This window comes from Henriciella sp. (assembly GCF_049649345.1).
Lineage (GTDB): Bacteria > Pseudomonadota > Alphaproteobacteria > Caulobacterales > Hyphomonadaceae > Henriciella.
Window position 1 is genome coordinate 1 of sequence record NZ_JBARZC010000522.1, and the last position, 11,901, is coordinate 11,901.

Here is an 11,901-nt window from a genome sequence, read left to right on the forward strand (position 1 = left end):
GTCCGGCACCAAGCGAGAGCACCGCTTCATTCGCGGCACGATGCGCTCGCACGCCAAGCTCTCTTACGAGGAGGCGCAGGCCGCCATTGATGGCAAGAAAGGCGGCCCCGGCGAGAAATGGCTGGATCCGGTCCTGCAGCCGCTCTGGGACGCGTATGAAGCGCTTGGCAAGGCGCGAGCGAAGCGCGGGCCTCTTGAGCTCGACCTGCCCGAAAAGCGCGTCGAGATTGGCGAGGACGGCAAAGTCACCGGCATAGTCGAGAAGGAGCGCTTCGATGCCCACAAGCTGATCGAAGAGTTCATGATCCAGGCTAATGTCGCCGCCGCAGAAACGCTGGAGAAGCAGGGATCTGCGCTCCTCTACCGGGTCCACGACCAGCCAAGCGATGCAAAACTCGCCGCTCTGTCGGACTTCCTGCAGACCCTCGATATAAAATGGCCGCTCGGCGAGCGCCCGCAGACGAGCCGGTTCAACAGGCTGCTTGCTGACAATGTCGAGAGCGAGCACCGCGACGTGATCAATGAGATCATCCTTCGCTCACAGGCGCAGGCTGTCTATGACCCTGAGAATAATGGGCATTTCGGGCTCAATCTCGCACGCTATGCGCACTTCACCTCGCCCATCCGGCGCTATAGCGACCTTGTGGTTCACCGCGCCCTGATAAGCTCGCTGAAGCTCGGCGATGACGGGCTGACCAAGGAAATGGCGGCGGCGCTGCACGACATTGCAAGCCACCTTGTCGATACAGAACGCCGGAGCATGGCGGCTGAACGCGAAGCGACCGACCGCTATCTCGCACTCTATCTCGCAGACAAGGTCGGCGCAGAATTCGAAGGCCGGATCACGGGCGTCACCCCGGCCGGCCTGTTCATCCGCATGGCCGGGACGGGCGCAGACGGTTTCGCGCCGATTTCGAAGCTCTCCAAGGATTATTGGGTTCATGACGACGCCACCATGGCGCTGATCGCACGCGGAAGCGGCAAGCGCTATGAACTTGGCCAGACAGTGAAGGTCGAGCTGCAGGAAGTGACGCCGCTCCAAGGTGGTCTACTGCTGGAAGTTCTCTCTGAGCCCCGTCCGCGAAAGCCCGGCCAGCAACCGCCCGCCTCCCGCGGCGGCAGGTCTGGCCCGCGCGGCAAGGGCCGTGGCAAGGTCAGCGCCACAAAACCCCGGCAAAAGGGGGGCAAAAAGGGAGGACGGCGCAAATGACCGTCAAACTCGGCAACGCCTATGACAAGGAAGGTGACGGCGACATCATCCAGACCGACCGGCCGACCCCGCGTCCGAAGGATGCTTCCACGCTGATCCTTGTGCGCCGTGACCAGGCCCAGCCGCGCCTCCTGATGGGCAAGCGCTCTGGCGGGCACACTTTCATGCCGGACAAATATGTTTTCCCCGGCGGTCGCGTCGATACCGCAGACGGCCGGGTACCGAGCCTGTCCGAATTTCGCACGCCTGTAGAGCAAAAGCTTATCCACAAGACCCGCCGCAAGCCCCGCGCCTTCGGCCTGACAGCAATCCGCGAGACGTTCGAGGAAACCGGCCTGATCGTCGGGCGGGCAGAAGCGTTTCCGGGACGGCCTGCTGCGGACTGGACGAAATATGCCGATCAGGGCGCAGCACCATGCCTCAAGGGCTTTACCTTCATCGGCCGCGCCATCACTCCGCCCTACCGGCCCAAGCGGTTCGATGCCCGCTTTTTCATGGCAGAGGCAGAGGACGTCCTTATCGATGAGCGCCCGCCCATTGACGGCGCTGAACTGCATGATCTGCAATGGGTGACACTGAAAGACGCCATGGCGCTCGACCTGCCGAACGTGACCCGGTTCATGATTGGCGAGATCGGCGAGCGGCTGAAAGCCGGTGACAAAGACGCCCTCGGCCCGCCTTTCCTGCGCTGGACACCGGGCGGCCATTCGCGCGAACGCATTTAGAGCGCACATCAACTTCAGTCCGATGTGTTGCAGCGCTTGACTTTGAAGGGCTTGGCCTTCATTAAGCGCCCTTCGAATTCCTGGAACACCCGCAAAGAGCACCCGTCATGGCCAAGCCGACAACCATCAAGATTCGCCTGAACTCGACCGCCGGGACTGGCTTTTTCTATGTCACGAAAAAGAACCCGCGCAACATCACCGAAAAGCTGGTGATGCGGAAATATGATCCGGTTGCGAAAAAGCATGTCGAATTCAAGGAAGGCAAGATCAAGTAGGATCTGCCTCATTTTATGTGACGAATGGAAGCCGGGTCGAAATGTCCCGGCTTTTTCTTTTGTACCCGCCTGCCGCGCGGCAGTATGGATCGGCGCAATTTGCAAAAACTGGAGATATCTGGCTGAAAATCCGTTAGTCTTCTAGAAACAGGAGGATAGATCATGGCTATCGACTATCAGCGTGTTATTGCCGTCATTGACGTCGACGATGAACTGGCCGAACTGGTCTTCAGGATGGCTGCAAGCGCCACCAGCGCCGACGGCACGCTCCACGCAATTGATTCCAATCCGTACATCACGACCTTTGAGTCCCCCTATGCCGCCGGCGCTGTCGAAGCGGACGCCAAGGCGCACCGGGCAGATGGCGAGCGGCGTATGGAGAAGATGCAGGCTTTTTCGGCTGCGATCGCCCCCGCAGCGACGCTCGCCATTCTGGATGGCAACCCGTCCCGCGATGCGGCCAGCTATGCCAAGAAAATCGATGCTGACCTGATCGTCATCGGCTCGCACCAGAAGAATTGGTGGCAGCGCCTGCTAAGCGGATCTGAAAGCTCGGACATGATCCGGGAAGCGCCCTGCGCTGTGCTAGTTGTTACCAATGCCCACAAGAAGCGCGTGAAGTAAGCCCGATCAGGCCGCCATCGCCTTGACCTGATTGCGGCCTGCAGTCTTGGCGTTGTAGAGGGCGGTGTCAGCCCGCTTCAGAAGATCGGCAACGGTATCCTCTTCGCCAGCATAGGTCGCGACACCCGCACTGACGGTCACATTGATTTCCTGCCCCGATCGAGCGCCGATTTCGAACGGTTCGGCTGCAATCGATCTGCGGATCCGTTCGGCCGCAGAACAGGCAAGGTCGCCTGTCGTTTCAGGCATTATGATGAGAAATTCTTCGCCGCCCGGCCGGCACACAATATCCTTGGGCCGGACATTGACCATGATGCGATTGGCAAATTCCTGCAGCACATAGTCGCCAGCTTCGTGGCCGTATTTGTCATTGACCTGTTTGAAGTGATCGATATCCGCCGCGACGACGGACATGGGAGCCCCGCCCTGCGCAGAGCGGCGCAGCCAGAGCGTCAGCTGGTTGTTCATGTAGCGGCGGTTGTAGAGCCCGGTCAGCTGATCGACGACAGAGAGTTCGAGCCCCTTGTCGACACGCTGGCGCAGAATTTCGATGTAGCGCGCGCGGCGGGTCTGCGTCGCCACACGGGCGACGACTTCTTCAGGCACGACAGGCGTGTTGATCACATCACTCGCGCCAAGATCGAGGGCCTGGGCGACGACTTGCTTGTCGCGCTCTTCGGCCATGACGATGATCGAGAGCGCCCGCGTCGCATCATTGGCGCGAAAGTGGGCACACAGCCTCAGCGGATCATAAGGCTGATGGCTGAGCGCCAGTAAAACAATATCGAGAGACCGGTTGCTTGATGACGAGACGCCCTCGGCTTCTTCGAGGGTCATCACGGTATGGCCCGCTTGCGTCAGCGGCTCCCGGATATAGCGCAGCGTGGAGGGGCTTGAATCGACGACGAGGATATTTGCGCCCCGCTCAAGAACTTCGTGTTCATCATCGGTCAGGGCGCCGGACTGGACACCGCTCGCTTCGCGTTTCCTCAGCTCGAGCGCCACCGCATTATACCTGTTGAGAGCGTTGATCCGCGACATGAGCGCGAAATCATCGACAGGCTTGGTCAGAAAATCATCGGCGCCCGCTGCGAGACCGCGAACACGGTCGGCTGTCTCGTTCAGCGCTGTCAGCATCACGACGGGGATGTGGGTTGTCGCCGTATTGGCCTTGAGCCGCCGGCAGACTTCATACCCGTCCATGCCCGGCATCATGACATCGAGCAATATGATTTCAGGCTTTTCGGCTTCGGCCATTTCCAGCGCTGTCTTGCCGTTTTCAGCGAGCAGCACCGAATAATACTTGGCTTCAAGCTTGGCTTGCATCAACCGGCGGTTCGCCAGGATGTCGTCAACGACCAGGATGCGCGCGCTCATGCGGCCTGCCTGTCGCCTGTCAGTTCTTCAACCGTGGAAAGGAAGGACCTCATCTGTATCGGTTTGGAGAGATAGCCTTCGCATCCGGCTTCCCGCACGCGCTGCTCATCAGATCGCATCGCAAAGGCTGTGACGGCCAGAACCGGAATGTGCCGGGTTGCCTCATCATCCTTTAGCCAGCGCGTAATATCGAGACCGGACACCTCAGGAAGCTGGATGTCCATGACGATCAGGCTGGGTTGGTTTTCGCGGGCCAGCTCAACCGCCCGCGCGCCGTCCTTACACTGGAGCGTCGCAAAGCCGAAGGCGTCGAGCAGGTCACAGAACAGGCGCATGTTCAGTTCGTTGTCTTCAACAACCAGTACAGTTTTTTTTGCACCTGAAGCCATTACTGCAAATACATTCCTGCTGCCGCATCATCCGATCGTGCGAATCTTAGACTGAAGAGTCTTAATCTTTGTTTGAACCGGCACGAGCAACTTGTCTCAAACGCCGGAACATGAGACGAACAAACATGGTTTTCATGTGCCGGGACTGTTCCCACCTTGATGAAGGACATGCCGACACCTGCCCTCATTGTGGCAGTGGAAGACTGATTCTTCATCCCCGGCTCCCCGACCTGACGGTTGCCCATATAGACTGCGATGCATTCTACGCAGCAATCGAGAAGCGCGACAATCCCGAACTGCGAGACAAGCCTGTTCTGGTGGGCGGCGGCAAGCGCGGGGTCGTGTCGACCTGCTGCTATATTGCGCGGCTGGATGGTGTTCGCTCGGCCATGCCAATGTTCAAGGCGCTGAAGGCCTGCCCCAATGCCATCGTGATCAAACCGGACTTTCGCAAGTATTCCCAAGCCTCCAGGGAAATTCGCGCCAAACTCGAAGATCTGACACCGCTGGTCCAGATGGTCTCGATCGACGAGGGCTATCTCGACCTTTCCGGAACCGCCCGCCTGCATGGAAAGTCCCCGGCGGCTCTACTCGCGACGCTGGCGCGCGACATCGAGCGCGATGTCGGCATTACGATATCGATCGGCCTGTCCGGCAATCGGTTCCTGTCCAAGATGGCAAGCGAGATGGATAAGCCGCGCGGCTTTGCCGTCATCGATCCGCAGGAAGCGCCCGCGATCCTTGCACCAATGCCGATCAATGCGATCCATGGCGTCGGCCCGGCCTTCGCGAGCAAGCTTGCACGCGATGGGCTGCGTCTCATCGGCGACGTCCAGAAAAACGACCGCAAATCGATGATGGTCCGCTATGGCGAGAGCGGCCTGCACCTCTGGGACCGCGCGCATGGCCTTGACCGGCGGCGCGTCTCGCCAGACCGCGAGCGCAAATCCGTGTCGGCAGAGCGCACCTTCAACGAAGACATCTCTGATGCTGAGACGCTGGAAGACCGGCTCTGGTCTGTCTGCGAAGAAACGGCAAGCCGGGCCAAGCAGCACGGTGTGGCGGGCTATGTCGTCACGCTGAAGCTCAAGACGAAATCGTTCAAATCCCTGACCAGAAGCGTAACGCTGAACGATCCGACCCAGCTGGCGCGAACCCTGTTCAACACAGCCCGGCCCCTGCTCACCCGCGAAACACAGTCTCGAACGGCGTACAGGCTGATCGGCATCGGCATATCTGATCTGCATCCTGCCGGCGCAGACCATATTGACCTGATCGACCCTGGCGTCGCCAAACGCGCAGCCGCCGAACGGGCCGTCGACAAGGCGCGCGGGAAATTCGGCGATGCCGCGGTGCAGACCGGCCGCGCCATGCGCCTGGAACGAGCCCGCAAGAAATAGGGCCACTGACATTGGCTTGGCGTGAGCTTCAGGCTAGGTCTCTGCTCACTTTCATTTCACGCTTCAGGAGCGGATGTCCCCATGAGCACACCAGAAGACCGCCTGTCCGAACTTGGCATCACACTGCCTCCGGCGATGAAGGCCGTCGCCAATTACGTCCCCTATGTCATCAGCGGCAACCAGCTCTATGTCTCCGGCCAGGTGAGCGCGACGCCGGAAGGGCGCATTACCGGCCGCCTCGGCGAAACCATGGACCTCCCCGCAGGCCAGGCCGCCGCCCGCCATTGCGGGATAAATCTGATTTCTCAGTGCAAGGCCGCAGTCGGCGAGCTGTCAAAAATCAGCCGCGTCGTGAAGCTTGGCGGGTTTGTAAATTCGCATGCCCTGTTCACGGACATTCCGCAGGTCATCAATGGCTGTTCGGACCTGATGGTCGATGTGTTTGGCGAAAAGGGCAGACATGCGCGATCGGCTGTCGCCTGCCCTACATTGCCGCTCGGTGTGGCCGTCGAGATTGACGGCGTGTTCGAGATCACTACGTCTTAGAGCATGTCCAAACGATTTAACTTACTTGATTACTCCTACGCTCATCGCGGCCTCTGGTCGTCAGATACCCACCCCGAAAACAGCCTTGAGGCGATCCTGACAGCAGGGGCGCGCGGCTATGGCTGCGAGCTTGATGTCCGCCCCGCCGCCTGCGGCACCCCTGTCGTGTTCCACGATCGGGAACTGGACCGGATGACAGAAGCCACCGGCTTTGTGTCGACCATGGCAGCAGACGAGCTGTGCAAACTCGAGCTCAAGGGCGGCGGCGCGCTTCCCACGCTCGAGACCGTCCTCCAGCAATGGCCCGGCGATGCGCCGCTCCTGATCGAATTGAAAATCGACGGCGAGACCGATGCAGAAGGCTTTACCGGTCTCGTCGCCGAGCTCGTCGAGGCGTATCAGGGACCGGCTGCGTTGATGAGCTTTTCGCGAAGAGCCCTCGGCGCCATCCCCTCCTCGATCATGAAAGGTGCGCTGATCCTGCCAAGCCAAACGTCCGACGATGTCACCGTTCAGGCACTGGTCAGCACCTCGGCCGGGTTTCAGCCCGATTATCTCGCCTGTCATGTCAGCGATGTGCGAGAAGCGTCTGCTTTTGCGACCGATTATGGCCTGCCGGTCGTGACCTGGACCGTAAAAGACCGGGAGGAATTTGCCGAGCTGAGCGGCCTGCCGATCAGCCAGATTTTCGAAGGGTTCGAGCCAGACTTTGCTCCAGCATGAAGCTGATCTACCTTAACCCGCATGGATGAAACACGCTTCCAGGTCCGCCTCAGTCATGGTCTGCATGATGTTGACGCGGATGCCTGGGATGCGATCGCCAATCCAGCGGGCCTGCCCTATGACCCATTTCTGAGTTGGGCGTTTCTTGAAGCCCTGGAAGTCAGCGGAGCTGCCTCACCGGAAACCGGCTGGGCGCCGCACCACTTGCTGGTCGAGGCGCCCGGCGGTGCGCTGGTCGGCGCCATGCCGCTCTACCTGAAAAGTCATTCGCAGGGCGAGTTCGTCTTCGACCATAGCTGGGCCGACGCCTTTGAGCGCGCTGGCGGGCAGTATTATCCCAAACTCCTCTGCGCGGTCCCGTTCACCCCTGTGACAGGGCGCAGGCGCCTGGCCAAACCCGGGCCGGACGAAGACCAGATAAAACGCCTGCTCGCCGGCGCTGCCTGCCGCATTGCCGAGCAGAACGGCATTTCCTCGCTGCATGTGAACTTCGTGGCCGAAGACGAAGCGCGCGAACTCGATCAGGCCGGCATGCTGATCCGGACGGACCAGCAATTCCACTGGCACAATAGCGGTTATGAGAGCTTTGACGATTTTCTCGCCGCCCTCTCCTCCTCCAAGCGCAAGAACTTACGCAAGGAGCGGGCGAAGGCGCAGGATGGCCTGGAATTCGTTCACCTAACCGGCAACGACATAACCGAAAACCATTGGGATGTTTTCTACGAATTCTACCTGGACACAGGCGCGCGCAAATGGGGCTCGCCCTATCTCAACCGCGAGACCTTCTCCATTCTCGGCGAGCGCCTGTCTGACAGGATTTTGCTGATATTTGCATTGGAGAATGGCGAGCAGATTGCCGGCGCGCTCAATCTGATTGGCACTGATACGCTCTATGGGCGCTACTGGGGCACACTGTCCCCGCGCCCGATGCTGCACTTCGAGACCTGCTATTATCAGGCGATCGACTTTGCCATCGAACACAGACTGAAAAAGGTGGAGGCCGGCGCCCAGGGCGGGCACAAGCTGGCGCGCGGCTATGTGCCGGAAACCACCTATTCGGCACACTGGATCGCCCATGACGGCCTTGCCATGGCCATCGAGGACTATCTCGAACGCGAACGCGACATGGTCGACCGCGAAGCCGAATTTCTGCGCGGCAGATCCCCCTTCAGGAAGGGTGAATGAGCGGCGCGGTCACGATCAGACGATGCGCGAGCCTGCCGGAAGCGCTCGTTGTCAGCGCGCTGCTGCGTGCCCATGGCTTCAATGTCTGCGTTGACAATCATCATCACGCGGCAAACCAGTGGTGGCTCGTTCCCGGGTTCGATGGCGTCTCACTGAGTGTGCCGGGCGCTGAAGGGGGCGCGGCGCGCGACCTGATCATAGAACGCGCCCGAACCGGCCCCGCTTTGCTAGAGAAGGCTTTCGGGCCTTACGAGCCCGCGAAGCGCTATGGCAGGGTCGCGCTCTGGTATATGATCCTCGATTACACGCTCGGCCTGCCCTCCCTTATCTGCGGGCTAGCGCTCGCCGGCGTCCTGTCTCTTATCGGCGCGATTTTGCCCCTATCCTGGTTCCAGAGCAGCGCATCCGGAAGCGGACCACCCTGGATACCGGAAGTGAATACTGGCTCCTTTGATCCGGTCTACAACACGCATTTCGAGCCTGAAGGCATCCTGTTCGTCGCTTGCGTCGTCCTTGTCTTCCTGGCCGACCGCCTGATAAAGCCGCAGCAAGACAAGAAAGACGAGCGCCCATGACCCTTCACGCCGATTACCAGACCGACAACATCTTCGCCAAAATGCTGCGCGGGGATGTGCCTTGCGTGAAAGTCTTCGAGGATGATGTGGCGCTCGCCTTCATGGACATCTTCCCGCAGACCGAGGGCCACACTCTGGTCATTCCGAAGGGGGTCGAAGCGCGCAATTTTCTGGATATGCCGACCGATAAGCTGGGCGCCTATATGGAACGGGTCCAGAAGGTCGCTCGCGCCGTCGAAAAAGCGTTGAAGCCAGACGGCCTGCGCGTCATCCAGTTCAATGGCGCGTCCGCCGGTCAGACCGTCTATCATCTTCATTTCCACATCATGCCGATTCGCGAAGGTGACTCGGCGCGCCCTCATGCGAGCGGCGCACCTGCTGATATGGGCCAGTTAAATGCTCTGGCGGATCAGATCGCCGCGCACCTCTGAACTTTTAGCAGCTGAACGCCTCTGATTTATCTACAGTTTTGCATATCATTGCAGTTTGAAACGCAGCTACGTGACAGACGCTGGGCTCGGGTGGGCATATACACCCGGCTCCCCAGAAACAGGCGTAGCCATGCAGCACAACCCAATAAGAAAAACGCAAACGCTATCTGACGTGTCGGTCGTTCCGCAAACGCGGCAAGAGCTCGAAGCGGCTATCGCAAAAGCGCCAGCCTCCCACGCCACAGGTCTGACCAGACAGTGGTTGAGCCTGGACGGGGAATACAGCAAGCTCAGCGAACAGCTCGATCATATCAATTCAACATTTCCCGACGAATTGCTTTCAGCCCTGCTCGAAGCGCAAATCGCCAGCCTGCGCCAGGCGCTTCACCGGCGGGCAGAAGAACTGGCAGACATCCCCGCCGCTCACATTGTCGAGACGTGTTGCAAATGTTTCCTTCGTGCTCGTCTCATTGCGATCGCCCCCGACGACGCATTGACGTCTGACCAGCTGCTGAGAAGCATTCGAAGCGATCTCGACTTTTTCGGACTCGACGGCGAGAACGCCTCGACGCTGTGCGCCTGATAAGGCGTGCCTAGCCTGCGTGGCAGAATGCCCGCTACAGGCCGAGTTTCTGGCGCAGGATCTGGTTGACAGCCTGCGGATTAGCCTTGCCGCCAGAGGCCTTCATGACCTGCCCGACAAACCAGCCCATCGCTTTCGGCTTTTCCTTGACCGCTGCAGCCTGCTCGGGGTTCTCGGCGATGATCTTGTCGACAATGGCCTCGATCTCGCCCGTGTCAGTGACTTGTTTCAGGCCGTGCTTCTCAACGATACCGCCGGGGCTGCCCTCGCCGTCAATCATCCGCGCAAAGACATCCTTGGCGATCTTGCCACTGATCGTATCGTCCGAAATCAGATCGATGAGCTCACCCAGCTGAACCGCTGAAACCGGGCTATCGACCAGTTCCAGGTCTTCGCGGTTGAGATAGCCGAAAAGCTCCTGGCTCACCCAGTTTGCGGCGAGCTTCGCATCACGTCCATGGGCGACAATCTCAAAAAATTCGGCGCGCTCGCTGTCGGCCGTCAGAACGCCGGCATCATAGCGCGAGAGACCATAATCCGCCTCGAACCGCGCCCGTTTCTCATCCGGAAGCTCCGGCAGGCTTTCGCGGATATTGTTGATGAACAGGTCATCGATCTCGAGCGGAAGCAGGTCCGGATCGGGGAAATAGCGATAGTCGTGCGCATCTTCCTTTGAGCGCATGCTCCGCGTCTCGCCCTTGGTCGGATCGAACAGACGCGTCTCCTGATCGACCGTGCCGCCGCCCTCGAGGATCTCGATCTGGCGGCGCGCCTCATACTCGATCGCGGCCTGGATGAAGCGGAACGAGTTCATATTCTTGATCTCGCAGCGTGTGCCGAGATGGCCGAAGTCACCGGTCTCGCGGAATTTCTCGTATGCGCCCGGTCTGCAGACAGAGACGTTCACATCGGCGCGCAGATTGCCCTTCTCCATGTCGCCGTCACACGTGCCGAGCGCCACGACGATGGATTTGAGCTTCTTCACATAGGCCGCCGCCTCGAGCGGTGTACGCACGTCCGGCTTGGAGACGATCTCCATCAGCGCGACGCCAGAACGGTTGAGATCCACATAGGTCGCATCCGGATCCATGTCGTGGATCGACTTGCCGGCATCCTGCTCGAGATGCAGCCGCTCAATCCGTACAGGGAAGGCATAGGCTGGATCGCCATGCGCCGGCTCGACATCGACCTCGATCTCGCCTTCGCCGACAATCGGGAATTCGAACTGGCTGATCTGATAGCCCTGCGGCAGGTCGGGATAGAAATAGTTCTTCCGGTCGAAGCGCGACCATTTGTTGATCTGCGCCTTCAGGCCAAGCCCGGTGCGCACGGCCTGCTCGACGCACTTCTCGTTGATCACGGGCAGCATGCCGGGCATCGCTGCGTCGACGAGCGAAACATTGCAATTTGGGTCGGCGCCAAACTCTGTCGAGGCGCCCGAGAACAGCTTCGCTTCTGAAGCCACCTGCGCGTGGACTTCAAGCCCCATGACAAGTTCCCAGTCGCCTGTCTCGCCAGTCAGCGTGTAGCTTGGACGTTCGCTCATGCCATCATTCCCACGGTCAAATCAGTTTGAGCCGCGTTTAAGCATAGGCCGAACGCAGGTTCCATAGCCGAGGGCTGTTATTTGTTCAGGGGTCGAGGGCGCCCTTCAGGCGCATTTGGGACTTTCGAAGCGGTCGCGGCAAAGCCTGCCCGCCTCTGTCAGCCGTTCGACACGGTGGGCCCCATAACGAACGCGGCTCTCGATCTTATGCCAACCTCCGAGCCCTGTTCCCGTCACCTCTACCTCCTCGCCGTCCATCAGCACAAAGCTTGGCCAGACGATTGACTGGTTGCCAAAAGCACGCTCGAAAAC

At 59.8% G+C, this 11,901-nt stretch carries 15 protein-coding genes; 11 read left to right on the forward strand and 4 right to left on the reverse strand.

Annotated features, from left to right (window positions below):
• The 4 genes from WA989_RS14355 to WA989_RS14370 all read left to right on the forward strand — a co-directional run.
• Positions 1 to 1,210: ribonuclease R family protein (locus WA989_RS14355; protein WP_424341168.1), on the forward strand; the 1,210-nt coding region annotated here is incomplete at its 5' end.
• Positions 1,207 to 1,935, forward strand: coding sequence for an NUDIX hydrolase (locus WA989_RS14360; RefSeq protein ID WP_424341169.1), 729 nt, complete (start codon positions 1,207 to 1,209; stop codon positions 1,933 to 1,935). The genes WA989_RS14355 and WA989_RS14360, both read left to right, overlap by 4 nt.
• A gap of 107 nt (positions 1,936 to 2,042) precedes the next feature.
• Complete coding sequence (gene rpmG / locus WA989_RS14365) at positions 2,043 to 2,210, forward strand: 50S ribosomal protein L33 (protein WP_018146988.1); 168 nt, start codon at positions 2,043 to 2,045, stop codon at positions 2,208 to 2,210.
• Between the two features lie 162 nt (positions 2,211 to 2,372).
• Positions 2,373 to 2,834 carry a universal stress protein gene (locus WA989_RS14370; protein ID WP_424341170.1) on the forward strand — a complete coding sequence of 154 codons (462 nt, stop codon included), beginning with the start codon at positions 2,373 to 2,375 and terminating at the stop codon, positions 2,832 to 2,834.
• A gap of 6 nt (positions 2,835 to 2,840) precedes the next feature.
• On the opposite strand, the gene WA989_RS14375 is transcribed toward WA989_RS14370, so the two are convergent.
• Positions 2,841 to 4,211, reverse strand: coding sequence for a PleD family two-component system response regulator (locus WA989_RS14375; protein ID WP_424341171.1), 1,371 nt, complete (start codon positions 4,209 to 4,211; stop codon positions 2,841 to 2,843).
• On the reverse strand, positions 4,208 to 4,600 hold the full coding sequence (locus tag WA989_RS14380; protein WP_424341172.1) for a response regulator: 393 nt from the start codon (positions 4,598 to 4,600) through the stop codon (positions 4,208 to 4,210). The genes WA989_RS14375 and WA989_RS14380 overlap by 4 nt, the downstream gene beginning before the upstream one ends.
• A gap of 125 nt (positions 4,601 to 4,725) precedes the next feature.
• On the opposite strand from WA989_RS14380, the gene WA989_RS14385 reads away from it, so the two are divergent.
• The 7 genes from WA989_RS14385 (at position 4,726) to WA989_RS14415 (ending at position 10,043) form a co-directional block, all read left to right on the forward strand.
• Positions 4,726 to 6,000: a DNA polymerase IV gene (locus WA989_RS14385; RefSeq protein ID WP_424341181.1), complete on the forward strand. Its 1,275-nt coding sequence runs from the start codon at positions 4,726 to 4,728 to the stop codon at positions 5,998 to 6,000.
• A gap of 81 nt (positions 6,001 to 6,081) precedes the next feature.
• Complete coding sequence (locus WA989_RS14390) at positions 6,082 to 6,546, forward strand: RidA family protein (RefSeq protein ID WP_424341173.1); 465 nt, start codon at positions 6,082 to 6,084, stop codon at positions 6,544 to 6,546.
• A gap of 3 nt (positions 6,547 to 6,549) precedes the next feature.
• Entirely contained in the window at positions 6,550 to 7,269 is a 720-nt protein-coding gene (locus tag WA989_RS14395; RefSeq protein ID WP_424341174.1) for a glycerophosphodiester phosphodiesterase family protein, read from the forward strand.
• Positions 7,270 to 7,290: 21 nt separating this feature from the next.
• Entirely contained in the window at positions 7,291 to 8,454 is a 1,164-nt protein-coding gene (locus WA989_RS14400; protein WP_424341175.1) for a GNAT family N-acetyltransferase, read from the forward strand.
• Positions 8,451 to 9,029 carry a hypothetical protein gene (locus tag WA989_RS14405; protein ID WP_424341176.1) on the forward strand — a complete coding sequence of 193 codons (579 nt, stop codon included), beginning with the start codon at positions 8,451 to 8,453 and terminating at the stop codon, positions 9,027 to 9,029. The genes WA989_RS14400 and WA989_RS14405 overlap by 4 nt, the downstream gene beginning before the upstream one ends.
• Complete coding sequence (locus tag WA989_RS14410) at positions 9,026 to 9,460, forward strand: HIT family protein (protein ID WP_424341177.1); 435 nt, start codon at positions 9,026 to 9,028, stop codon at positions 9,458 to 9,460. The genes WA989_RS14405 and WA989_RS14410 overlap by 4 nt, the downstream gene beginning before the upstream one ends.
• A 130-nt stretch (positions 9,461 to 9,590) precedes the next feature.
• Positions 9,591 to 10,043, forward strand: a complete 453-nt coding sequence (locus tag WA989_RS14415) for a hypothetical protein (RefSeq protein ID WP_424341178.1) — start codon at positions 9,591 to 9,593, stop codon at positions 10,041 to 10,043.
• A 34-nt stretch (positions 10,044 to 10,077) separates the two neighbouring features.
• On the opposite strand, the gene gatB is transcribed toward WA989_RS14415, so the two are convergent.
• A complete protein-coding gene (gene gatB / locus WA989_RS14420; protein ID WP_424341179.1) occupies positions 10,078 to 11,589 on the reverse strand; it encodes an Asp-tRNA(Asn)/Glu-tRNA(Gln) amidotransferase subunit GatB in 1,512 nt (503 codons plus the stop codon).
• A 105-nt stretch (positions 11,590 to 11,694) separates the two neighbouring features.
• On the reverse strand, positions 11,695 to 11,901 hold a 207-nt coding region (locus WA989_RS14425; RefSeq protein ID WP_424341180.1), incomplete at its 5' end, for a hypothetical protein.